This is a genomic window from Bacillus cereus group sp. BfR-BA-01316, from assembly GCF_022664195.1.
In the GTDB taxonomy this organism is placed as follows: domain Bacteria; phylum Bacillota; class Bacilli; order Bacillales; family Bacillaceae_G; genus Bacillus_A.
In genome coordinates, this window is record NZ_JAKUGX010000014.1 from 73782 (window position 1) to 98894 (window position 25113).

Below are 25113 nucleotides of genomic sequence, written 5' to 3' on the forward strand. Positions count from 1 at the left end.
TAAATAGAAGTAAGAATAGCAAATACGCCAGTTTACTAATTTTCTAGGAAAAGCCAGTGAAAGAGGGAGAGCTTTGAAAATATGTTTTGCAGCTTCATCAGGGGGACATTTAGAGCAATTAATGATGTTATATCCCATGATGAAAAAAAATAAAAGTTTTATTTTGACAGAAAAAACAAATTATCAATTTAACTCAAGAGATATTAAGCATTATGATGTAGTTCAAATTAACAGAAGAGAGTTTACTTTCTTTTTTAAATTAATAATTTTATTTGTACAAACTTTAATAATTTTATTAAAGGAAAAACCTGATGTTGTTATTTCAACTGGTGCATTAGCGACAGTGCCAATGTGCCTATTAGCTAAATTGTTTAGGAAGAAATTAATATTTATTGAATCCTTTTCTAAGATAACTTCGCCGACTATTACTGGGAAATTATTGTATAAGCATGCAGATTTATTTTTAGTGCAATGGGAAGATATGAAGGAGTTTTATCCTGACGCAAAGTACGGAGGTGGAATATATTGATTTTTATTACAGTAGGTTCCCAAAAGTTTCAATTTGATAGACTATTAAAAGAAATTGATCGTTTGATTGAAGAAAAACAAGTGAGTTCTGAAGACGTATTTGCTCAAATTGGTTATTCGACATATGAACCACGTTTTTATTCATATCAAAAATTTTTAAATAAGGAAGAATTTCTAAATTTAATAGATAAAAGTGAAATAATTGTTACCCATGGAGGAACAGGATCCATTATTAATGGAGTAAAGAAAGAGAAAAAGGTTATTGGTATCCCTAGAATGGTAGAACATGGTGAACATGTAGACAATCACCAATTTGAAATAATAGAGCAGTTCAAAAACTCCAATTTAATATACGGAGTTTTTGATGTTAGTGAAATAGAAAATGCATTAAAGTCCGTAAAGGATATGAAATTTAGAAAATATGAGTCTAATACCGAAAACATTATAGGTGTATTAGAGAATTTTTTAATGGAAAACGTATAATTTTCCATTAAAAAATTAAGATGTATCCTAATAATTTTATTGGAAAAGAGATTTAGAAAAAATATCAGAAAAAAGGTGAATCAATGAATGTTATCATGATCGGATCTCACTTAAAAGTAACAGGTGGGATTACCAGAGTGGTGAAAAATTATATGCAAGCTGGCCTTAATAAAAAAACAAATCTAGAATATTTCCCAACGTATTATGGTAGCAATCATTTCGTGAATATCATGTACTTTATAGGTCAATATATAAAGTTATTTTTCCAACTGAATGTATTAAGTCGTAAGTATGATGTAGCACATATTCATATGTCTTATAGAGGTAGTTTTGTACGTAAGAGAAAGATTATACAGTTATTGAATCGAAAAAATATTCCTATCATATTACATATGCATGGGTCACAATTTAAAGATTTTTATAATGAAAGCTCAGATAAACGTAAGGAACAAATCATAGATACGTTAAATAAAGTTACTGTTATACTAGCTTTAGGAGAACAGTGGAAAGAATATTATGAGTCAATCTGTAAAACGGAAGTTGTGTCATTGGACAATGCCGTATTTCCGAAACAGGTGTCCAATAATTCCGAAGAAGGAATATACATCACAACAATGGGAGTACTTTCCCAGAGAAAAGGTACATATGATTTGATTGAAGTTGGTGCGAAACTAAAAGGAAAAATAGATAGTAAATATAAGTTTGTATTAGCTGGTGATGGTGAAATTGAAAAAGCTCAGCAAAAAATCAGTGAATTAGATTTAGATGATTTGTTTATTATTCCTGGTTGGGTATCAGATGAAAAGAAAATAGAAGACATTTATCACAAAAGTGTTATATATGTATTACCATCGTACAATGAAGGTATGCCCATGTCTGTTTTAGAGGCAATGAGCTATGGGTTACCTGTTATATCTACTGACGTTGGATCTATTCCTTCTGTAGTTGAGAAGGAAAATGGATTCATTATTAAGCCTGGAGATATAGATGAGTTAAAAAATAAAATCATCTACCTATTGAATGATAATTCAATAAGTAATTCAATGAGCGAACATAATGTTGAGAAAATAAGTTCAAAATATAATGTTTATAATTCGTTAGATCATGTTGTTGCGTTATATGAAAAAGTTATAAAAAAACCCTAATAAAAGTTATAGCTAAAAATTTTAGTTAAAGTGAGTTGAGCGTAGTGCCTGGATTTTTTGGCTTTATTTCAAATAAAAAAGAGATATTAGATAAGGATATTAATATTTATGACATTATCGATGAAAATCAGCATTTAATTGAAGAGGAAAGAAAAATTACTACTCCACTGTTATATGGGAAATTTTTCAGAAATACAATTAAGAAATTTGAAAAAGATAAAATGTTTAAAGAAAATCAAAATCATTTCTCCATTTTAGATGGTGTTATTTTAAATAAGGGCGATTTGTATAGAGAATATAATGTTAATGAAGACAGAATAGAGACGTTGCTAAATAAGATGTCTAATATAGATCCTAAAACGTTCTTCCAAAAGTTTAGAGGAAGTTTTGGAGGGGCTTTGCTTAACAAAGACGAAAATCTCTTTACCCTATATACAAATCATGTAGGTGATAAAGAGATTTTTTACCATATTCATGAGAAGGAGAACACACTTTATTTTGCTACTGAATTTGAAGTGCTTATAAAGTTAGTTTGTGAAAAAACAGGTGGAAAATTCCGTATTAATCATAATGCTGCTTATAGTTTAATGACGCATTCTCATGTGTTGTGTAATGAAACTTTGTTTGAAGATGTGTATAGGTTAACACCGGGGCATTACATTGAGTATTCTACAAGTGGAATTGACAAAAAGTGTTACTATACTTTAAATAATAGGCCTATTGAGATTTCAGAAGCAGAGGCGTTGGAAAAATTAGACGTTCTTTTTAAGAATGCAATTAAGAGAGCATTCGAAAAAGATTTAGAGTATGGTTATAAACATTTGGTAGCATTAAGTGGTGGATTAGATTCTAGAATGACCGCCTGGGTTGCTCATACTATGGGATATACTAATATGCTTAACTATACTTTCTCTCAAACAGATTACTTGGATGAAAAAATACCCAAACAAATTTCTGATAAATTAAAAACAGAGTGGATGTTTAAAGCATTAGACAATGGAACATATATTTATAAATATTTTGATGAATCAGTTAAAATATCGGGGGCGAGGAGTCAAGCTTGTACTATTGCCCATACGTTAAGTATGGTTAGTAATATCAACCTAGATAAATATGGGATAATCCATACTGGACAAATTGGCGATGCAATAATTGGAACTTTTTATGATAAGGGCGAACGAAAAAGTTTTGCACCAGGCGCAGGAGCATATTCTACTAAACTGATTGATAAGGTGGAGTACGATGTAGATAAGGCTTTTCATTTAGAAGACCAAGAGGTTTTTAAATTTTATAATAGAGGATTTACAGGAGTAAATACTGGATTAAAGCCTATGTTCCAATATACTGAGACAATTTCTCCATTTTTAGATATTGATTTTATGGAATTTTGCTTAACTTTGCCACTAGAGTATAGAAAAGGACACAGAATTTATATTAAATGGATAAACGAATATTATCCGGAAGCTGCAGATTTTATTTATGAAAAAGTAAAAGGTAAAATAAACAAAAAAGTAATAACTGTGAAGGGAGTTCCAGTTCCTTGGACGAGCATTCCAGCAGCAGGTATTAAATTAGTTAAAAATAAACTGGGTTTAAAATTAAATTCAAAAAATCATATGCATCCGATGGATTATTGGTATAGAACAAATAAATATCTAAAAGAGTTTTATGAGGAAAGATATGATGAAAATATTAATTTAATCCAGGATACGACTTTAAAAAATGATTGTGCAGATTTATTTAGGGAAGGGAGTACACTTGAAAAAGATCAAGTAGTTACATTTTTAGTATTTGTGAATCAAATGAATAAATATATCATGTAATTCGGATATTCTAAAGCAAGAAAGGCTAAACTTAAAGTAGAATAGGAGAATTAGGATGAGAATAATGCATTTGAATTCCGAATTGTTTCTTGGCGGTGGCTTAGAACGAATTATTGTAGACTTAATGGTGAAAAACAGTGAAATTCCTCATTATCTTTGCGTGATAAATGATAGGTGGAGTCAAGAGTATATAGAAATTCTTAATAAAGACTCCCTTTTATTATGTAATAGAAAAGAAGGAACGAGAAATCCCATTATAAATATAGGTACTATCTATAAAGCGTGTAAGTTTATAAAGAAAAATAAAATTGATGTTGTTCATTGTCATGATACGTTTAGTTTAAAGTTTGCATATTTGCTTAAGAAAATTATGAAAGTAAAATTGGTATTTACTGTACACGATACTAAAATATATAATGAAGCATTAAATAAGTATCCTGTTGATATGTACATTACTATTTCGAAAACGGTCTATAATGTTGTGAATAAATACGTTCCAAAAGAAAAAATAAAGTTAATTTATAATGGGGTAGACCTTGAAAAGTTTGGTGGTAGCCGAGAGTTAAACGTTCGAAATAAAGATGCATTTAATATTGCCTGTGTCGCTCGTATCGTACCAGAAAAAAAAGGTCAAGATATTTTAATTAAAGCACTTAATATTTTAAAGAATCGGTATGGGTTTGCTAAATTTAATTGCTTTTTTGCTGGAAGCGCGGCAGATCCAAAACATATTAATGAATTAAATGATTTAATTGTAGAATATCATTTAGAAGAAAATGTTGAATTTCTAGGCAATGTAGAGAATATAGAAAAGTTATATAAAGACGTAGATATTTTTGTTTTGCCATCTAGATATGAAGGTTTTGGATTAGTAGTAGTAGAAGCTTTAGCAGCTGGTTGTGCGGTAGTTGTTAGTAAACTTGAGGGACCTCTTGAGATTGTAAAAGAAAATGAAGAGTATGGTTTATATTTTGAAAAGGAAAATCATCAAGAACTAGCCCAAAAATTATATCATTTAGTAACTGATAAAGATTATCGCCAGCGGTATGAGAGTAATAACGGAACTTTAGAATATTTAAATCGTGAATATTCTCTAGAAAAAATGATTCAGAGATATAACGAAGTTTATAGAGGATTATGTACAAACTAAATATGAAAAATGAAGATAAAGGTATTTTTATATGAAAAGTTTAAAAGTTAATTTAAACAAGTATGTCAATCATTCTTTATTCAAAAATCTTAGTATCGTATTCTTAGAAAGTATTATTACAAAGGCATTGAGTTTTATAAGTATTTTAATTTTATCTAGGCAACTTGGTCCCGAAGATTATGGTAAATATTCATTTGTATTTGTCACTGTAGCTTTTTGTAGTGCATTCTTTGATTTTGGTATGGAGAATACAGCAGTAAGATTTTCAGCAAGAGATAAAGGGAAAATGCAAAGTATATTTGGTTTGTATTTTTTCACAAAAATAATTATTACTGCAACTGTAATTACAGGATTAATCTTATTTGGCAGTCATATTTTTTCTAGCCAAGGTAAAGATGAAATAATTCAATATATCCCATATTTAATCGTGGGATATATAGGAGAATCACTTTTATTTGTTAATGATACTTATTTACAAGCCATTCAAAAATTCAAGTTGAGAGCATTGATTAACATATTTAGGTATTTTACTTTAATACTTATAGTTTTAAGTTTACTATTAAATAATATGTTGTTATTGAAGTATGTATTTATTCTATACTTCATCCCAATTATAATCTCCTTACCATTTGCATTTAAGTATTTTAAATTTATTAAAATTTACTTTTCTTCACATTTCCCTAAAAAATTACTAAAAGAGATTATTCATTATGAAAAGTGGATGTTAATGATTTCTATACCTAATAATGTTTTAGGTAGAATTGATTTCTTTATGATTTCTATTTGGGTTACTTATGAGCAAATTGGAGTTTATAACGCTGCCTTCCAATTATCGGCCATTGTTTCATTTCTTCCATTTGCTTTTGGAAAAGTAATGCTACCTACAATGTCAGAGCTAGATGGGCGAGAAGTAGTGAGCAAAACTAAAAAAATTATAAAGCCTACAGTAATAGTTTCTGTCCTCATGTTATGTATGGTACCTTTAGTACCACTAATTGTCCCATTTTTTCTGGGGGAAAAGTATTTAGGGGCTGTTACTATTCTTCAAATAATGTTGATTTCGGCAATATTAGGATTTATTATTGTTCCTATTGAACAGGCTATTTATTCCTTAGGAAAACCAATGTTCATTACTTTAGGTAAGTATATTCAAATGGGGCTAATTATACTTTTGATTTTCCTTACTGTACCTTCTTTTGGAGTGATTTGGGCTGCAATTAGTGTGGCACTGGCACGATTATTATATTCGGTAATATTAATAAAAATGTATTTAAATTATAAAAATAGGTACATTCTTAATGAAACCAAGTAAATTATAGAAAAGAAGTATTGTTATAGAGTAGTGCAATGAAAAATACATTTGATGTTAAATTAGATTAGCCGCCTAAGTATCATCGAATGTATTCGTCTAGATGAGTGAATTGTCCTTGTAGGAACTTTGTGTCCAGCAGATTTCGAATTAGGTTTTTGTATTTTGTTTGCAAAAACACATTGAGTATTCAGTATCATCACTTTAAATGGGAAAAAATATTTTTAACTGTTTTATGGATGGTTTACTTAATGTCTAGATAAAGTATATCGTTTAGTTCAATCAAGTAGTTGGTTGAAACATAATTAAATATATAACTGATTTAGTGTTTTGATAAATGAATTTTCAGGTGCTTATACGGTATGGGTAGTAGTTCAGTGGTGCAATTCACTTTACACCTATACTATAAAGGAAACATTTTTCAGTTAAATATATTAAGCAGATGTTGAGGGGAAATATGGAAATAAAATTAAAGCAAGTTATTATTAATTTGGTTCTCCCATTAATTTGCATTATTGCATTTTCTTTTTTACTGGGAACAAATTATTATGCATACTTTATATATTTGTTGCTTGGATTTATTTTTTATTTATTAACAAAATTTTTAGGGCGGGAAACCCCTTTTTTATTTATAATTCCAGTACTTAGTATTGCTTTGGCCTTAACAGGGGATTTTTTCCTTCTTGATTTTTATAATAATAATGAGTTAAATCCATTAAAGATTCATCCTTTTGTACTTGCCTGGTTAGTTGTTTTCTTTCTATTTTTTATAGAAAATTTATTAACAAAAAAAATAATTTTTGATAAGATTTTTCTGTTATGTATATTAGTACTCTTTTCATTTTTTGGAGTTACTTTTGTTGTTAAAGGAATGGATGGACTACCACTAGCAATTCATAACTATCTTGGGCCTATCGCATTCTTCCTGTTTTTTTATTGTAAAAAGCAAGTTAATATTAAAAAGGTCAATAAGGCAGTAAATGTTATGATTTGTTGTTCAGTATTAATTGGGTTACTAGGGATTTTTGAATATTTTACAGAAATTAATATTTTTCAAGAACTTTATAGTACAAGCAATGCGACATGGTTAGAGTCAACATACCGTGAAGGGTACAGAATTAAAACCATAATTGGACATCCATTAGATAATGCTGTATTCTTCCTTTTTTCAATGATTATTGTTCAAATGAGGGTTAAGGATAATAAGTTAAAGTATACTTTACTTCTATTATTTGTAATCGATATTTTGCTAACCGGTTCAAGAAGTATCTTTGTTATATCATTTATGGTGCTTTTATATAATGGACAGAGTTTCAAGGATGGATCGAAGAAAATTAAGCAATATTTTATCACTGTATGTGTAATGGGGATTGCATTTTTATTGACATTTAATACATCTTTAGGATCTACTTTGATGAGTCGAGTTGGTAATGCAGGTGATTCTACGGATGCACGCTTTATGTTAATAGACTATTTTATAAAACATTTGTTTTCATTCCAAATTATGGGTTTAGGTGGAGCTTCAGAGAATATTCGAATAATCGGTCAATACAATACCCCTATAATTCCTGAAAACCCTTGGATTATTTTATTTTTTGATGTGGGGTATTTTATATTATTCTACATTCTTTTGTTAATTCTTATCCTATGCAGAATAGAGTATAAGATATTAGCGATAATTTTTATTTTTGCACTCTCCGGATATAATTCATTTGGAGTGAAAAATAATGCTAATTATTTTTTATTTTATTTGTTAACCTATGGATATATTTTGGCAAGGGAGAAAAAGTCTGCAGCTTTATTAATAAAAAAGGAATCGGATGTTTTAAGGAATTAGTATACAGATAACTAACAGGGAAGAAGTGCTAAGTTAAAATGAGCATGGTCAAAATAGTTTTTTACTAAAAAGGTGGATTTGAGTCAATATTTTGGACACAAACAATAGAAGATCTAAGCTACTTCTTTAGTTAGATCTTCTATTGCTTGGGGAGTTTTATAACCAATACTACTATGGATTCGCTTACGGTTATAACATCCCTTGATGTATTGAAATAGTGCTAGATTTACTTCTTCAAACGTGACATATTGTGTACGATATACTTCTTCTTTCTTTAAAATGGCATGAAACGACTCGATACGAGCATTGTCATAAGGGCACCCTTTTTTACTGAAAGAAGACTTTATTTTATAATTCATGAGTATGCTTTGGAATTATTGACTTGTATATGCTTAATTCTTTTACGGGCTGTCCCGAACGATATAATTCAACAACCATTTTTTTAAAGTCTTCATTAAATTTCTTGTTTGTCATACGGACACTTCCTCCTTGAAATCCATTGTAAGGACTTAACTAAGTTGTGTCCATATGACTATACTAACTCCGATAATGAGAAATCATGTTTAAGTTATCCCTCATAGGATTCTTCGTGATATATTTAAATTACCAAATTGTTATAAAAAGGAGAAACAACCATGAATTTCAAAGACATTATGAAAAAAGGTTCATTAGTTGCTGCGCTTAGTCTTAGCTTAACAGCGTTTGCTGCACCAGCTGCACATGCGGATACGAATGGAAAAGAAGCTTCACAAAAGCTAGTAAGTGCATTAAAAACTTTAAATCTTGATCACGTGGACTATTTATATGCATATTTACAAAAGACGGGCTTAACTGATCAAGAGCAAGCTCAAATTAATGCAAATGCAGCTCGAGTGAGTGAAATTCTTTCAGGTGCGAAGGATGTTATGAGTTTAAAGAATGAGCAAAAAGTAGAAATGCTTCGTTTATTCCTCGATAGTGCGAAACTTGCACATTTACAAGTTTCACTTGTAGATGAAAGTGGGAAGTCGTTAGATCTTTTAAACTATACAATTAGTAAGGATAATAACTTATTAATTCAATTAAAAGATTTAGATGGAAAACTGCTTGCGACAATTAACCCAACAAGAGAAATGGTACAAGCAGCTAACTTCAAAAGCATGGTAAATGCATTGAAAGTTGCGATGGAAGCGAAGCGTGAGCTAAACGCAACTGGTCACTTTGTTCCAATGACAAATGCTGAACTGCCAAATACAGCATCTAATGAACAAACGTATATGTTAATTGGTGGCTTAATTGTACTTCTAGGTGCAGCTGCATTAGTTCCAGCGATGCGATTAGCTCGTAAGACAGAGCAAGCATAATTCATTTTATGAAGAAGAGAAAGAAAGTACATAAACGTAAATCAAAATGGAGATGGGTAATCATTGGGATTCCCGTTTCCATTATTTTGTTAGGTCTTGGTATTGTTGCTTTTTTTGGCTGGGAACTTACTAAGCAAACAACATTGTTAGCTCATACAGTGATTACATCGTATGAGCCAGAGGAAGCGGAAAAAGAGTTTAAACAAATGTGGTCTAAGATTCCCGATCCAGGGGAGAAACTGGGTGACCTGAAGTTCCCATCTCTTTCATATGAGGTTCCTGTTGTAGAAGGAACGCATCCGAAAGAGTTAAAATCAGGAGTTGGACATTTTTCTGGAAGTATGTTACCAGGGCAAGGCGGAAATGTTGTGTTAAGTGGACACCGTAATACAAGTTTTCGTAAGTTGGAAGATGTGAAAAAAGGTGATCAAATCAAATTCGCAACACCATATGGTGATTTTGTGTATGAAATCACAGACTTTAAAATTACGAGAGCAAACGATGAAACAATTATTGTTCCAACTGATTATGAGACGCTGACGCTAACAACGTGCTATCCGTTTGAGTATATTGGTGACGCACCAGATCGTTTTATTGTGTATACGAAGCTTGTGTCTAATCCAGATTTAGGGAGATAATCTTAGTTTGAGAAGGAAAGCCCAATTGTTATTTGTGCAATTGGGCTTTCTTTGTATTAATAAAAGGAATTCTCCGTTTTATCTAGTGTATAGATAAGAGGTTATATGAGGAAATATATAAGTTAGATGTTAGATATGAAACATAGCTTCATTTGATGAAGAGAGCTAATTCCATGTATAATTTAATTGGCACTTTATTCCTTTGGAAATCTAAGAAAGAAGGGTAAGATAATGAAAAAGAAAATTCTATTTTGGATATTAGGAATCATAGGAGTACTGATTATAGGTGGAGGAGTTTACGCTTATAATATATATTCCTCAGTTTCAAAAACATTAGATACAGTTCATCAACCTTTAAAACGTGATCAAAATAATAAACAAGAAGAGAAAATTAATAAATCTGAGCCTGTTTCAATCTTATTATTAGGCGCGGATGAACGTGGTGAAGATAAAGGTCGTTCAGATTCTTTAATGGTTATTACGTTAAATCCGAAGAACAATTCTATGAAGACAGTAAGTATCCCTCGTGATACATATACAGAAATTGTTGGAAAAGGAAAAAGTGATAAAATTAACCATGCTTATGCATTCGGTGGAGTAGATATGTCTGTTGCGACAGTAGAAAAATTATTAAATATTCCTATTAACTATTATATAGAAGTGAATATGGAAGGATTTAAGGACATTGTTGATGCTGTGGGCGGTGTTGATGTAAATAATGACTTGGAATTCTCTCTTGAAGGAAAGCACTTCCAAAAGGGAAATATTCATTTAACAGGTGATCAAGCTTTAGCATTCACTCGTATGCGTAAAGAAGATCCACGTGGTGACTTCGGTCGTCAAATGCGTCAACGTCAAGTGATGCAAGCTGTTATTAAAAAGGGTGCAAGTTTCACATCACTTACAAGTTATGGTGATGTGTTAACAGCGATTCAAAAGAATGTGAAAACAAACTTAACGCAAGATCAAATGTTTGATATGCAAAAGAATTATAAAGATTGCTTACAAAATAGTGAGGATATTCAAATCCCAGGTGATGGTCATAAAGCATCTGATGGTATTTGGTATTACTATGTTCCAGAAGCAGCGAAACAAGATTTAACGAATAAATTAAGAACGCATCTAGAGTTAAAATAAGTAATAATACGAATAAACCCGACTCTTTTGGAAAGAGCTGGGTTTGTTTTTTATGTCTTTATATTAGTATTATATAATGTAAGATTATTAGACAAGGTGAATCGATGAGTAAGAAAGCAATAACGGTCCTTGTTATGTTCGTATTGTTTGTAGCTGCTATTGTAAGTGGTAAGATACACTGGAATAAGAAGGTTGTTAATGCAACAGTACAAACAAATGAAGTGAAAATGACAAAGACAAAGACTAAAGTAGAGAATACGAAGACGAAAAGGGAAGAAGAAAAGCAAGATGCAAAGGCATCTTTTAACGAAGCATATGCAAAAAATTTACCAGATGCAGTAAAAGAGAAATTAAAGAAAGCTGCAGCTTATAAGAAGACAGTAAACATTGTTATTGTTGGTGATGAAGCTTCTTCACCTGCGAAGGATACTTGGGTGTCTAAGTTTGTATCTAATTTAGATGCCAATTATGGAAAAGGTTTATGGAATGTGACGGTTAAGGAATATAAGAATGAAAGTACTGAGGAACTAATTGCGAATAAACGTGCTCAAGATATTGCGAAAGAAAATCCAGATGTTATTTTATTTGAAGCACCGTTCATTACAGACAATAATAAAACGGGTAATGGAAATTCTGTCGCTAATGCACAAAAATTTGTTGGAGAACTTTCTAGTAGTGCAAAAGGCAATACGATTATGATCCAACCATCAAACCCAGTGTATGGTGCGAAAAATTATCCGAAAGCAATTGAAGCATTAAAGCAATTTGCGAAGTAAAATGGTTATGCATATATTGACCATTGGGAAGCATGGCCAAATGCAACTACGAAGGAGATTTTACCGTACTTACAAGAGGAGTTCGGTTTCCCAAGTGCCAAAGGGTATACGTTGAATCGTATACCTTTTATAATAGGGAAGTAACTATAAGACTCTAACATATGAGCAGGAGGAAGAACATGATTTCAATTTTAGTATGTGGCGGAGCTGGTTACATCGGTTCTCACGCTGTAAAAAAATTAATAGATGAAGGCCTATCTGTAGTAGTAGTTGATAATTTACAAACTGGGCATGAAGATGCGATTACAGAGGGTGCAAAGTTTTATAAAGGGGACCTTCGTGATAAAGGTTTTCTAAGAGATGTTTTTAAACAAGAAAATATTGAGGCGGTTATGCATTTTGCAGCTGATTCTTTAGTTGGCGTTAGTATGGAGAAACCTCTTCAATATTATAATAATAATGTGTATGGTGCACTTTGCTTGCTAGAAGTAATGGATGAGTTCAAAATAGATAAGTTTATCTTCTCTTCTACTGCGGCTACTTATGGTGAGGTAGATGTTGATCTTATTACTGAAGAGACGGTAACAAATCCAACGAATACGTATGGAGAGACGAAGTTAGCGATCGAAAAGATGCTTCATTGGTATAGCCAAGCTTCTAATTTAAAGTATAAGATTTTCAGATACTTTAATGTAGCTGGTGCAACTCCAAGTGGCATTATTGGTGAGGATCATCGCCCTGAGACACACTTAATACCTCTTGTTTTACAAGTTGCATTAGGTCAACGTGAGAAGATTATGATGTTTGGTGATGATTATAATACACCAGACGGTACTTGTATCCGTGATTATATTCATGTTGATGATTTAGTAGGAGCACACTTCCTTGGACTTAAGGATCTACAAAATGGCGGGGAAAGTGATTTCTATAACTTAGGGAATGGTAATGGCTTCAGTGTGAAAGAAATCGTTGATGCAGTTCGTGAAGTTACGAATCATGAAATTCCAGCAGAGATTGCACCAAGACGAGCAGGAGATCCAGCACGTTTAGTAGCTTCTTCTCAAAAGGCGAAAGAGAAGTTAGGGTGGAATCCTGAGCATGTAAATGTGAAGACAATTATTGAGCATGCGTGGAATTGGCATCAGAAGAAACCTCATGGTTATGAGAAGTAAGTAAAAATAAAAAAGAGAGGGGATCGTCGTTCAACATATGTTCGACAATACCCTCTCTTTTTTTGTATGATTTTTGCTATACTAAACTGTACTATAATACAGGATGGAAGGAGGAGAATGATGAAAATACTTGTAGTTGATGATGAATCGAGTATTCGTAATTTGATTCGGATGCAGTTAGAGATGGAAGGATATGAAGTATTGACGGCAGCTGACGGGAGAGAAGCTTTAGAGAAATGGAATGAGCAGCCAGATGTACTCATTTTAGATGTGATGCTTCCTGATACGGATGGGTATGAGTTATTACGTTTATTCCGAGAGAAGGATCGTGATATTCCGGTCCTTATGCTGACAGCGAAGAGTCAGATGAATGATAAATTGCTTGGTCTGCAGCTTGGTGCAGACGATTACGTGACGAAGCCTTTTAATTATGCGGAGCTTATTCTTCGTGTGAAAAATATGAGTCGTCGTGTAAAGAAGGAGGAAGTGTCTTCTAATCATGGGGTGATTCGAGCAGGAGAATTGGTAATTTGTCCAAAGGAAAGAAAGGTACATGTGAGTGGGCAAGAAATTCAGTTAACGTATCGAGAGTTTAATTTATGTCAGTTGTTTGTTTCGAATCCTCAGCGTGTGTTTATGAGAGATGAGTTACTTGAGAAAGTATGGGGCTTTGAGTATATCGGAAATACGAGAGCGGTTGATATTATGGTGCAAAGACTTCGGAAGAAACTCGGGAAGAGTGGGGAGTATATTAAGACGATTTATGGTGTTGGATATAAGCTTGATTGCTAAAAGGTGATGATATGTCTTTAAAACGAAATATGGTGTTTGGAATAGTTGGATTGCTGATTCCAATTCTTGTTCTTTTGTATGCAGTTGTGTATATTGCACTGGAGAAGAATGTGTATCATAATGCGGCAGATTCCTTAGAGAAATTAAGTGTGGAAGCACAAATTTATACGATGAATTATTTAGAGAAGGAAGCGGAAGTCGAGACGCTAGGTCCGAATTCGCTTTTAATTGCTTCTTATTTAGCAAAGCGAATGGATGTCCGTGTGCAGATGATTGGGAAGAATGGAGATGTTGTGGCAGATACACAAAAGGGAGCATTACTTCATCGAAATATCGACATTGAGAGTTCTTTGAAGGGAAAGAAATCTTATGTTTTCGAGGAGGGAGAACCAGCTCCAATTCTTTTGTTTTCAAGTCCGGTTTATTATGGAAACGATGTCATTGGGAGCATTCGTTTCATAAATGAGCTAACGGATGAGAAGGAAGTTTTAACAAATGTGAGTTGGACGTTTTTAATGACGTCTCTTTGTTTAGTGGCTGCCGGTATTTTCTTTGCGATTCGTTTGGCGAAGTCTCTTCATAAACCAATTGATCAATTAAGGCAAATGGCACATCGGCTTGCGAATGGAGATTATGAAAGTAAAATTGAGCTAAATGAGTATGTGGAAATTGCGCAGCTTTCAGCATCTTTTAATGCGATGGCTGATGGAATTGAACTGCACATTAAGCAACTGAAGGAAGAAAAAGAGAAGCAGAAAGATTTCTTAGACCGAATTACACATGAGCTGAAAACACCGCTAACAGCGATTATCGGTTATGTCGATTTAATTCCGAAGTTACAATCGAAGGAAGATGTTCAGGAGAGTCTCCGTTATGTGACTGTAGAAAGTGAGCGTCTATTATCACTTGTAGAAGAATTACTTAAATCTTCGAAGTATGGGACGAGCACGTTTGAAGTGTCACCTACGGTTGTGAATATTAAGGATTTGGCTGAAGAGGCAATTTCGATTGTGAGACCTCGCTTGCAGCAGTTTGAAATTGAAGTTATAAATGAGTTAACGGATGTACATGTCGTTGCGGATTTTGATAAGACGAAGCAAATTTTCTTAAATGTGCTTGATAATGCGATTAAATATAGTGATGCCTCGCAAATTCGTATGAATGTAATTGTAAATGAGCATGAGGCGAAGATTTTTGTTCATGATGATGGTATCGGTATAGATGAAGGTGTGCTTGCGGAGTGGAATGAGTCTCCAGGAGGTAAGGTACTTCCTTCTAGTTACGGGAATGGCTATGGTTTGTATATTTGTCAGGAGATTATGAATAAGCAGGGCGGAAGTATGCGAATTGAGAGCAGCGAAGAGATGGGGACTACAATATTTATTACATTTTTACTTCCGAGACGGATGGAAGACATAAAAAACTTGAAAGCGGTTAAATGATACATTTATGAAACAATTATGCGGTATTTTCGAAACAACGTTTTTTTATCTTGGAGGTAGGCAGAAATGAAAAGGCTATCATTTCAAATTGTTATGTTTGTCTTTTGTATTATTGTTTCTCTTATTTTGTTTTATGTTATTGAGAAGCAAATATATAACCGAATCAGGATTGTGGATGACAAGCAGGTTGTTTTACAAAGAGTGAATGAATCTCTTCCTACTGAAGTGAAAGTAAGGCATGAAAAGTGGGGAGAAATTGTTGTAACGGATGAAGTTCGTTTGCATACGATTGTTTCATTCTTTGACCGAATTCGAATAGAGCCGAGAGAAGCTAAGAGCCAAGAACAAGTATTTACTGGAGAAGTAACGTACTTGAATGGACATAAACGTACTTTTGCAGTAGGTGACTTGTTCCAGTATGAGGCGAACGTATACGGAAAGAATGGCACGGATCCGATGATCTCAGCATTTCAAACGTATTTGTTAAGTCTGTATTATACACCAGAGCGCATTAGCAATTTCTTTGCAGAGGCAAAGGAAGTTGTAGTGAGGCAAGGGGATGTAATACGTACTACAAATCTTACGCAAATATTTGATTCTATTCGATACGCAAAACAAATTACAGATTACGGAGAAATTCAGAAGTTATTGCAATCGCAGAAGGATCCTATCGCTTATATTACTGCTTATAAAACAGGTAAGCGTATTAAGAATGAGCGAGAAGATATTCTTACGATTTCTGTGTATCCATCGTATTTTGTTGTGCAATATCTCGGTGATAATAACGGGAATGTCATGTATATGAAAGGATCCCTAGCAGATTTCTTTGTAAAGGAGAATGTGTCATGAGAAAGGTAGCCTTTTTCTTCTTTTTGCTAGTAATCGGAGGAGCGATGTCTAGTTGCTCTCGAGATACAACCTCTATTAAATATAATAAAAGTGGTCTCCCTATTTTGGATGATCGTCATCTCGTTGCGTATGTAGCAGCTCGTGAGGAGGTTGGTGAGGCTTTGCTTTCATCATTTTGTAAACCGCGTGGATGTACGTATGAATTTATTCGTCTTTCGACAGAAGAACTTCTTCGAAGAGTGGAAGAAGAATCTGGAAATCCGAAAGCGGATATTATTATTGGTGGCACAGTAGATGCACATCAAATGATGAAGCAAAAGAATCTTTCTATTCCTGTGACAAGTCAGCATGCGAATCGTATTTCAAAAACTGTTAAAGATAAAGATGGTTATTGGTACGGTTACGAAGTGGAGAAATTGGCAATCGCAATTAATAAAGAGCGGTGGAACGAAGAAATAGCGCCGCTTGGTCTGCCGTATCCATCAAGGTGGCAAGATTTATTACATTCTGCGTACACTGGAAAGATTGTCATGCCAGATCCAAACGTTTCGGGTACAGCATATACGCTGTTTCAATCACTTATTGATACTTTAGGTGAAGAAGAGGCAAAAGCGTATGTAAAGAATCTTGCAGGGCAAGTTGGTGAAGTAACGGTGAATGGTTATATGCCAGCGGAACTTGTAGCGAGCGGTGAATATATGATAGGCATTAATTTCGTGGGAGATCAGAGAATGCTTCAAAAACAAGGCTTTCCGATTTTAAGTAACGTACCTGAGCAAACAGGTTTGTCTGTCAATGCGATTTCAAAACTAAAACGTGCGCCGAGTGGTATTATTGCGGATTTATTTATTGATTATTGTTTATCAGAAGAAGCGGGGCATATTCTAGAAAAAGTGTCGTTTGGTGTACCAACGATGTTTGCGAAGAACGAGAAAGAAATAGAAGGCCAGCCAGTTAGAAGGACGAACCAAAATATATCAAATAGTGGAATAATCGAGATATGGAATAGACAGCGTCTCTCTCAAAAGTGAGAAAAGGAGACGAAAAAATATGTTTAAATGGCTTAAGCCAGCACCTGCAATTGAGAGATTACCAGCGGATATGATTGCTAAAGTATATACATTACTGCGTATTCGTGTACTAATTGGAATTTCAGTTGGGTATGCTGCTTATTATTTAGTTCGTAGTAACTTTACGTTATCAAGTACGTATTTAGTACAAGAATATGGTTTTAGTACAGCTCAAATTGGACTACTAGGTTCAGTAATGGCAATTGTTTATGGATTTAGTAAGTTTTTTATGGGGAATTTATCAGATAAAGCTTTTGCCCAGCGCTTTATCGCAGTCGGATTATTCTTATCAGGGCTTGTAAATATCTGCTTCGGATTTGCAAATTCATTTGGAATGATTGTTACATTACTTGTCCTGAACGGTATTGTACAAGGTATGGGAGCACCACCTTGTAGTATCGTTATGACAAAATGGTTCTCGAAGAAAGAGCGTGGTACGAAAACAGGTATTTGGAATATTTCACATAACGTTGGCGGAATGCTTGTACCACCACTTGTCGGAATCGGTGTAGGTATTTTCGGTGAAAACCATTGGCAAGGCGGCGTGTTTATTTTCCCAGCTATTATCGCAATGGTAATTTCAGTTCTTGTTTGGATTAATGCGAAGGATACACCAGAATCGGAAGGTCTTCCTCCGATTGATGAGTATCGTAATGACTATGAAAATCTTGAAAAAGCAGATAATGCTAACAAGATGTCACCAAAAGAAATTTTAATGAAATATGTAGTGAAAAATAAGTTCGTTTGGTATTTATGTATTGCGAATGCATTTGTTTACTTAATTCGTTTCGGTGTTATTAACTGGGTTCCACTTTATTTAACAACAGTTAAAGGTTTTTCAAAAGCAGAAGCACATGCTGCATACGCGATCTTTGAAGGTATGGCAATTCCAAGTTCGTTAATCGTTGGTCTTTTAAGTGATAAATTATTTAAAGGGAAACGTATGCCATTATGTATTATTAGTATGGCCGGAGTTGTTATAGGTACGGTTGTATATTGGCAAGCATCTAGCGTACTTGTTGTAAGTATTGCAGTTTCTATTATCGGTTGTTTAATTTACGTACCACAATTCTTAATCGGTTTAAGTGCAATGGAATTAGTGCCGAAGTTTGCAGTAGGTACAACAGTTGGTATGTGTGGTTTGTTCGGTTATGTAGGAGGAAGTCTTGTAGCAAACGCAGCAATTGGTGTTATTGTTGATCGTTCTGGCTGGGATGGCTGTTTCATCTTACTACTAGCGGGCGGTATTTTATCAACAATCTTCTTATTCATCGTTCAACGTGGACATGAGAGAAAAGGTCCTAAAGTGGCATAATAGTTTATTCGGAAAAGCGATCCAATCATTATTTTGGATCGCTTTTTTTATAGGATAATCTTTCCTTAAAACTATCTTAAAAGATAAGATGTCATATTTCTAATCATTGGAATTTTTGTTACAATATAAATGATTGTGTAAAACTTTGTAAAATGAGTGTAACAATGTAAGTGGAATATTTATTTTCAGAAAGTTTTATACAATTAAATATCTATTAAACTATAAGATATAAAAGGAGAGAGAATATGTTACCAAATACGGTTCGTACTCCAAATAAGAAGAAGAAATGGATTATTATCGGGGTTATTGCACTAATTGTTATTGTTGCAGCAGTTAATATTTTTGTTATGCAAGGTAAGAAGAAAGGCACAGCGAAGACAGATGCTGTAAGTTTTGAGAAAGTGACAGAGCGTAAGCTTAATAATACGAAATTAATTTCTGGTCAGGTGAAGCCAGGGAATATTGAAAGTTTCTATGCAGATCCGACTAAAGGAAAAGTGAAAGATATTGAAGTGAAAGAAGGACAAGAGGTAGAAAAGGGAACGAAATTATTCTCTTATGATAATGAAGAAATTAATCTGCAAATGAAGCAAGCTGAGCTTGATCAGAAGATGGCTGATATGCGTTATGATCAAGGGAAAAAGAAGATTGATTCGTTGAAGAAAGAAATTAAGAAGGTGAAAGATAGCGGGGCTGGGAAAGAAGTAACAGACCCAATGGAAGAGCAAGTAAGTGAATTAGAAATGACACAAAAAACAACTGACCTTGAGAAGGAAAAAGGAAAGTTACAAAAAGAAGAGTTAAATAAAAAACAGAAAGAACTTACGATTTATAGTAATTTTGCTGGTGTTGTACAGAAGTTAGATAAAGATGCAGCGCAAAGTTCATCCCAAGCTTTAGGTGGTCAAGGAAAAGCATTCTTACAAGTAGCTTCTAAAGATCCGTTCCAAGTTCAAGGGACTTTAACAGAACTTCAAAAGTCACAAATTCAAAAGGATCAAACGTTTACTGTAACTGCGAAAGCAAATAATAAGAAGAAGTGGACAGGTAAAATTACAGAAGTAAGTGAATTCCCAACGAGTGCGGAGATGGCTCAAGCTGCTGGTGAGGGAACTCAAAATATGTCTCAATATACATATAAGGCAAGTCTTGATAGCCAAGATGGTTTATCTCCAGGTTATCACGTTTCTTTACAAGTAAATTTAGAGAATAAGACGATGATTGCTGTTCCAAGTAAGAGCATTGTAGAAAAAGGCGAAGATGCATTTGTTTATATCGAAGAAAAAGGAAAGCTTAGTAAGAAAAATGTGAAAAAAGGTGCGAATGATGGAGATTGGACAGAGGTTATTGAAGGCGTAACAGTGGGGCAAAAGGTGGTTAAAAATCCTTCCGACAACGTGTATGACGGAATGGAAGTGAAAGAGAAATGATTACGCTAAATAATATTTCTAAAACATATTATCAAGGGAAATTGGCAGTGCCGATTTTACATGGTATTAGTTTAACAATTCAGAGCGGTGAGTTTGTTTCTATTATGGGACCGTCTGGTTCTGGTAAATCAACACTTATGAATATTATTGGTTGTTTAGATCGTCCAACAGAAGGCGAATATATGCTGAATGATGTGAATATCTTAACAGCAGACGAGTCAAAGCTTGCTTTAATTCGTAATGAATATATCGGTTTTGTGTTCCAGCATTTTAATTTGCTGCCGCGTCTTTCAGCAGTAGAAAATGTTGAACTTCCGCTCGTATACGGTGGCGTGAAGAAAGCAGAGCGTCGTCAAAGGGCTTTGGAAGCACTTGGTAAAGTTGGTTTATCCGACAGAGTTCATCATTTGCCGAATGAGTTATCAGGTGGACAGAAGCAGCGTGTCGCTATTGCGAGGTCGATTGCGAATAATCCAACGTTCATTATGGCCGATGAGCCGACAGGTGCGCTTGATACGAAGTCTGGTAAGCAAGTTATGGACATTTTCACGAAGCTCAATGCAGAAGGTACGACGATTGTTATGGTTACGCATGAAGAAGAGGTTGCGGCTTATTCTTCCCGCCGTATTGTACTGCGAGACGGGAAAGTTACAGAAGATAGAAGGTGTGCAGTATGAGTTTACTAGATAGTATAAAAATTGCCTTATCTTCTATTTTAGCTCATAAATTGCGATCTGCTCTTACGATGCTCGGTATTATCATTGGTGTAGGTTCTATTATTACTGTCGTTGCCATTGGGCAAGGCGGGGAAGCGATGTTGAAGTCGAAATTCGCAGGTTCTGGCGGTAATAACCTTATGCCAATTCAATTTAAACCAGATATTAATGATGAGTTTGCTATGGGTGGATTTGAAATACCAAAGTTAACTGAAGAGGATATTTTGGAAGTAAAACAAGTGAAAGATGTTTCACACGTTATTACGACAAACCAGAATTCAGAGGTGCTTGATGTAAATGATAAAAAAGCAAATCTGAATGTTATTGGTCTTGATAATGAATATTTTGCAGTTAATAAAGTAAAGGTTGTAAAGGGACGTACTTTAAATGAATCAGATATTTCTCATGCAAATAACGTTGTGATGATTAGTACAAAAACAGAAGAGACTTTATTTAAGGACGTAAACCCAGTTGGACAAATTATTGAGATGAAGGGGCAGCCAATGCAAATTATTGGTGTGTATAGATCTGATAATGAGTTTATGGGATTTGAAATGGAAGAAGCGTTAATCCCCCTTACGTTATGGCCTGTTTTATACGGAACAGATGATATTCAAAATATCGCAATTCAAGCTAAAAATGTAGACGATTTAGAATCCGCTGGGAAACAAGCTGTTGATGTATTAAATAGTCGTAAGCCAAGTGAAATTCCAGGTAAATATGAACTGGTGAATTTAAAAGAATTCCAAGAAAATGTTTCTAAAGTTACTAATATCATGACGATGATCATCGGCGGTATCGCTGGTATTTCATTAGTCGTTGGTGGTATTGGAGTTATGAACATCATGCTCGTATCTGTAACGGAGCGTACGCGTGAAATTGGGATACGTAAAGCACTTGGAGCAACGCGTAGTAAAATTTTATTACAGTTTTTAATTGAAGCCGTTATGTTAACGCTTCTAGGTGGTTTAATCGGAATTGGTCTTGGATATGGTGGGGCATATATCGTTTCTACATTCGCAAAATGGCCACCGCTCGTTTCATGGGAAGTTGTTGTTGGAGGCGTACTGTTTTCTATGACACTAGGTATTATTTTCGGATTAATTCCAGCAAACAAAGCTGCGAAGTTAGATCCGATTGAAGCACTACGTTATGAATAAGTTGTAGTAGAGAGGGACTCTCTACTACACATTACCGTTCTAGTGGGCGGTTCGTAGCCTCTATGTGAGGAAGTGAACCGCCCGTTAGAACGGGATATAAATAGAAGGAGGCGTTATAATGGAAATGAATATTAATACGCAAGATGAAGGTGCGAAGAAGCCGTCATTATTTGGAATGGTTACTTCTCCAGGCTTACAGTTTGAGAGAATGAAGACGAAAAGCCCAGTCTGGGGAGGATTTTTCTTATTTCTTTTAATGGGGACAATCTTATCAGCAGCGGTAGCTTATTTAGGGTTACTTAATACTCCGGAGCTAGCGAAGCTGGTTAAGGATGATGCGACGGGGATAATGAAGTGGACTACACTTGGATTTGGAGCTATTGGAGGTCTAGTTGGAACAGCTGTTGGTCTTTTTGTGGTAGCAGGATTTTATAAAGTTATTATGATGTTTATGAGCAATGATACTCCATATATGAAGATATTATCTATTTATATATATGCCAATGTTGTCTTTTATGTTGGTAGTCTTCTTAATGTAGCTTTAGGATATATTCTTGGTGGGAATGGTGCTGATAAATATACAAGTTTAGGGCCTTTATTTGAACAAGGAACAATTGCATATGGCATTGGTTCCGCATTTGAAGTCTTTAACATTTGGAGCTTAATTTTAACTGGCTTAGGCTTGCATATCGTTGCTGGTTTAAGTAAAAAACAAGCAATAATTTTAATTTCTATATTCTTTATCCTTACAATTGGGTTTAGTATGTTAGGCGGCATGTTCTCTGATTTTGGTGCATAACATATTATTTTGAAAAGGTGACTCTTCTGAGAGTCACCTTTTTATTTTTACCCCTATTTCAAATTCCAGCAACAGCATTTGAAATTAACTACAATGAAAATTCTTTTCTCTTCTTATATTGTAGAGGTACTGCGGAATAATAGAGAGGTATACCTTTTAGAAATGGGTATTGTGTGAAGCCAGTGACTTTTGCAGATACGGTTGTTTTGTATGAAGGTATGATTATAAATCAAATAAAGAGATTAAATATTTATCAAGATCATGAAGAATATTATCAATGTGGTTTAATAGGTCTTTGGCATGCTTATGAAAGGTATGTGTGTGTTAGAGAGTATGATGAACGATTTGAATTTGAAGATGTGGGAACAAGAGCACAAGATTTTATAAGTGTGTTAAATGAGAGAGAGGCACATTATTTCAGAGCGATTCTTTGTAGGGAAAAAGATGGGAGAGATAGCCTATGAAATGGGGATGACGTACTATCAAACGAGATGGTTATATCGACAGGCGCTTGAGAAAATGCGAGATAGTATAAAGGGATAAAAATAATAAGTAGAATGGAAGGCATGAAAAATATTACCTTCCATTCTATTCATTTTAAGGTAGTAAATGTGGCATAAAGTTTTTTAAGTGTAGTGAATCTTGCATGTTCATTCGGGATAATACATATCCGACTTTCCATAATTGCTGACTTAACTTATGGGAACTGATTTGTATCGTTACGGTAGCTCCGTTTGAAAAATAAATTTTAGCTTGTTTAGTTTTTTTGAAAATTTCTATATCCTGTATACGGTTGTAGAACAACCATATACAGTTTGGGGACGAAGGAGATTCTGTTGGAAAAGTACAAATATATTCTCTATGATTAATTGGAATTGGCACATTTTGTTTGAAATTAAATTTTGCTTGGACTGCAGCACGTCTACCTTGATAAGTAGAATGAACATGTGTTAGACAGGATTTCTTTATGAGTTGGAGAGCTGTTTGGCATGAGTGTAGGTGGCTTCCACTACTGTTGATGATTTTTGTGCGGTAATAAGGGTACTTATAAATTTCGATCATCATTGTAGAACTAGAAATAAAAATATCATTTTCATTATCCATAAATTTAAATCCTCCCGTATATAATTTTTATTCCCAATATAACTATATGCGAATTGTGAGAAGTCTCTATTAATCTTCTGTTGCGTATTGTAAATTTTTATTGTTCGTTTACAATCAATAGATGATAGTCTTTCTAATTTGCAGCGCTTGTACATATATATGAAAAGAGAAAAGAGTAGGCGGTGATATATCATGAAGAAAAAGTATATTATTATGGCTCTAGCGGTTGTTCTCTTAGTTTATTTAGCAAACAGTAATCCGAGTAAGGGAGAATATACAGATTGGGCAGCAAAACAATTTATGAAGCGTAATGATGTGAGTAAGAAGCTAGACGAGGTTGAGAAAGAAAATAAAGAGGGTTTACTTGGCGACTTAGCATCGGCGGGTAAAAAACTGGCAAATAAGTATGTTGAGCCACAAGTTGGATTATTAATCGATCATTATACAAAGCGAAATGATTATATTTTCTTCTCAACCTATACGACCGAGTTTGATTTAGGCGGAGAGAATTATAAATATGTTTGCGTTGGTTTTTCAAAGATCTTTATCCCGATTGAAATGCCGAAGAAAAAAGACGAATCTGCAAAATGATGCAGATTCGTCTTTTTGATTTACGGAGTAATGTGAACTTCAGATAAAGTTTTTTTGGTTCTGATGCAAACACTCCAAAACGCTTGTCAATGACCTGCTAAACTTGGACATACTGATACTAGTACTCTAAAAAAGGATGTGATTGGTATGGAAGAGAAAAATCTATTCAAGTGGAAACATTCTCAACCGGATATTATTTTATTAACCGTGAGATGGTACCTACGGTATAGCATCAGTTTTCGTGATTTAGTTGAAATGATGGAAGAACGTGGGCTATCCCTTCCTCAAAACAATTTGACCTATCGTCAAACGAAACTACGCTTTTGCTAGACTAAGCTGATGCTTCATGAGACTAAGCTGATGCTTAATGAGAAAGCTGATGCTTCATGAGACTAAGCTGATGCTTCATGAGACTAAGCTGATGCTTAATGAGACTAAGCTGATGCTTAATGAGACTAAGCTGATGCTTAATGAGACTAAGCTGATGCTTAATGAGACTAAGCT

General features: G+C 34.1%; 23 protein-coding genes and 4 pseudogenes. 24 read left to right on the top strand and 3 right to left on the bottom strand.

Annotated elements, in window-relative coordinates; genetic code table 11:
- Window positions 1–73: 73 nt before the first annotated feature.
- From pssD to MR071_RS13125, 7 genes are all read left to right on the top strand, one after another.
- A complete protein-coding gene (gene pssD / locus MR071_RS13095) occupies window positions 74–529 on the top strand; it encodes a PssD/Cps14F family polysaccharide biosynthesis glycosyltransferase (protein WP_078213860.1) in 456 nt (151 codons plus the stop codon).
- Window positions 526–1011, top strand: coding sequence for a PssE/Cps14G family polysaccharide biosynthesis glycosyltransferase (pssE, locus tag MR071_RS13100; RefSeq protein WP_105586029.1), 486 nt, complete (start codon window positions 526–528; stop codon window positions 1009–1011). Before pssD ends, pssE begins: the two co-directional genes overlap by 4 nt.
- Before the next feature lie 83 nt (window positions 1012–1094).
- A complete protein-coding gene (locus MR071_RS13105; protein ID WP_078213858.1) occupies window positions 1095–2156 on the top strand; it encodes a glycosyltransferase family 4 protein in 1062 nt (353 codons plus the stop codon).
- Between the two features lie 44 nt (window positions 2157–2200).
- Window positions 2201–3979: an asparagine synthetase B family protein gene (locus tag MR071_RS13110; protein WP_231348241.1), complete on the top strand. Its 1779-nt coding sequence runs from the start codon at window positions 2201–2203 to the stop codon at window positions 3977–3979.
- 55 nt (window positions 3980–4034) lie between these two features.
- Entirely contained in the window at window positions 4035–5129 is a 1095-nt protein-coding gene (locus MR071_RS13115) for a glycosyltransferase family 4 protein (RefSeq protein WP_242236339.1), read from the top strand.
- 31 nt (window positions 5130–5160) lie between these two features.
- Window positions 5161–6441: a flippase gene (locus MR071_RS13120; protein ID WP_078213856.1), complete on the top strand. Its 1281-nt coding sequence runs from the start codon at window positions 5161–5163 to the stop codon at window positions 6439–6441.
- Between the two features lie 454 nt (window positions 6442–6895).
- Window positions 6896–8275, top strand: coding sequence for a hypothetical protein (locus tag MR071_RS13125; RefSeq protein WP_242236342.1), 1380 nt, complete (start codon window positions 6896–6898; stop codon window positions 8273–8275).
- Window positions 8276–8388: 113 nt separating this feature from the next.
- Here the strand turns inward: MR071_RS13125 and MR071_RS13130 are convergent.
- Both MR071_RS13130 and MR071_RS25480 read right to left on the bottom strand, forming a co-directional pair.
- Window positions 8389–8649: pseudogene (locus MR071_RS13130) on the bottom strand (integrase core domain-containing protein); the annotation flags it as partial.
- Window positions 8624–8749: a hypothetical protein gene (locus tag MR071_RS25480; RefSeq protein WP_255291059.1), complete on the bottom strand. Its 126-nt coding sequence runs from the start codon at window positions 8747–8749 to the stop codon at window positions 8624–8626. The pseudogene MR071_RS13130 and the gene MR071_RS25480, both read right to left, overlap by 26 nt.
- Before the next feature lie 161 nt (window positions 8750–8910).
- Between MR071_RS25480 and MR071_RS13135 the strand changes: the two genes are divergently transcribed.
- The 15 genes and pseudogenes from MR071_RS13135 to MR071_RS13205 all read left to right on the top strand — a co-directional run bounded on the left by MR071_RS13135 (window position 8911) and on the right by MR071_RS13205 (window position 23457).
- The gene (locus MR071_RS13135) at window positions 8911–9618 is read left to right on the top strand and encodes an LPXTG cell wall anchor domain-containing protein (RefSeq protein ID WP_078213854.1); all 708 of its coding nucleotides are present in this window, start codon (window positions 8911–8913) and stop codon (window positions 9616–9618) included.
- Window positions 9619–9626: 8 nt separating this feature from the next.
- Window positions 9627–10256: a class D sortase gene (locus MR071_RS13140; RefSeq protein WP_078213853.1), complete on the top strand. Its 630-nt coding sequence runs from the start codon at window positions 9627–9629 to the stop codon at window positions 10254–10256.
- 231 nt (window positions 10257–10487) lie between these two features.
- On the top strand, window positions 10488–11393 hold the full coding sequence (tagU, locus tag MR071_RS13145) for a polyisoprenyl-teichoic acid--peptidoglycan teichoic acid transferase TagU (RefSeq protein ID WP_105586025.1): 906 nt from the start codon (window positions 10488–10490) through the stop codon (window positions 11391–11393).
- Window positions 11394–11497: 104 nt separating this feature from the next.
- Window positions 11498–12313 (top strand): annotated as a pseudogene (locus MR071_RS13150) (SGNH/GDSL hydrolase family protein).
- 35 nt (window positions 12314–12348) lie between these two features.
- Window positions 12349–13341, top strand: coding sequence for a UDP-glucose 4-epimerase GalE (gene galE, locus MR071_RS13155; RefSeq protein WP_105586024.1), 993 nt, complete (start codon window positions 12349–12351; stop codon window positions 13339–13341).
- A 120-nt stretch (window positions 13342–13461) separates the two neighbouring features.
- Window positions 13462–14133 carry a response regulator transcription factor gene (locus MR071_RS13160; protein WP_078213850.1) on the top strand — a complete coding sequence of 224 codons (672 nt, stop codon included), beginning with the start codon at window positions 13462–13464 and terminating at the stop codon, window positions 14131–14133.
- Window positions 14134–14144: 11 nt separating this feature from the next.
- Window positions 14145–15575: a HAMP domain-containing sensor histidine kinase gene (locus MR071_RS13165; RefSeq protein ID WP_105586023.1), complete on the top strand. Its 1431-nt coding sequence runs from the start codon at window positions 14145–14147 to the stop codon at window positions 15573–15575.
- A 66-nt stretch (window positions 15576–15641) separates the two neighbouring features.
- Window positions 15642–16424, top strand: coding sequence for a DUF3919 family protein (locus MR071_RS13170; RefSeq protein WP_105586022.1), 783 nt, complete (start codon window positions 15642–15644; stop codon window positions 16422–16424).
- Window positions 16421–17455: an ABC transporter substrate-binding protein gene (locus MR071_RS13175; RefSeq protein ID WP_242236344.1), complete on the top strand. Its 1035-nt coding sequence runs from the start codon at window positions 16421–16423 to the stop codon at window positions 17453–17455. Before MR071_RS13170 ends, MR071_RS13175 begins: the two co-directional genes overlap by 4 nt.
- Window positions 17456–17474: 19 nt before the next feature.
- Entirely contained in the window at window positions 17475–18809 is a 1335-nt protein-coding gene (pgtP, locus tag MR071_RS13180; RefSeq protein ID WP_105586020.1) for an MFS transporter, read from the top strand.
- A 245-nt stretch (window positions 18810–19054) separates the two neighbouring features.
- Entirely contained in the window at window positions 19055–20239 is a 1185-nt protein-coding gene (locus tag MR071_RS13185; RefSeq protein ID WP_242236346.1) for an efflux RND transporter periplasmic adaptor subunit, read from the top strand.
- On the top strand, window positions 20236–20916 hold the full coding sequence (locus tag MR071_RS13190; RefSeq protein ID WP_070143032.1) for an ABC transporter ATP-binding protein: 681 nt from the start codon (window positions 20236–20238) through the stop codon (window positions 20914–20916). The genes MR071_RS13185 and MR071_RS13190 overlap by 4 nt, the downstream gene beginning before the upstream one ends.
- Window positions 20913–22115: an ABC transporter permease gene (locus MR071_RS13195; RefSeq protein WP_000054366.1), complete on the top strand. Its 1203-nt coding sequence runs from the start codon at window positions 20913–20915 to the stop codon at window positions 22113–22115. The genes MR071_RS13190 and MR071_RS13195 overlap by 4 nt, the downstream gene beginning before the upstream one ends.
- Before the next feature lie 118 nt (window positions 22116–22233).
- Entirely contained in the window at window positions 22234–22914 is a 681-nt protein-coding gene (gene yknW / locus MR071_RS13200) for a YknW family membrane protein (protein ID WP_105585678.1), read from the top strand.
- 173 nt (window positions 22915–23087) lie between these two features.
- Window positions 23088–23457: pseudogene (locus MR071_RS13205) on the top strand (sigma factor-like helix-turn-helix DNA-binding protein).
- Window positions 23458–23511: 54 nt separating this feature from the next.
- Here the strand turns inward: MR071_RS13205 and MR071_RS13210 are convergent.
- Window positions 23512–24018: a competence protein ComK gene (locus MR071_RS13210; RefSeq protein WP_105585677.1), complete on the bottom strand. Its 507-nt coding sequence runs from the start codon at window positions 24016–24018 to the stop codon at window positions 23512–23514.
- Between the two features lie 192 nt (window positions 24019–24210).
- Between MR071_RS13210 and MR071_RS13215 the strand changes: the two genes are divergently transcribed.
- Both MR071_RS13215 and MR071_RS13220 read left to right on the top strand, forming a co-directional pair.
- The gene (locus tag MR071_RS13215; RefSeq protein WP_025147131.1) at window positions 24211–24609 is read left to right on the top strand and encodes a DUF4359 domain-containing protein; all 399 of its coding nucleotides are present in this window, start codon (window positions 24211–24213) and stop codon (window positions 24607–24609) included.
- A 147-nt stretch (window positions 24610–24756) separates the two neighbouring features.
- Window positions 24757–24906 (top strand): annotated as a pseudogene (locus MR071_RS13220) (IS6 family transposase); the annotation flags it as partial.
- Window positions 24907–25113 lie beyond the last annotated feature (207 nt).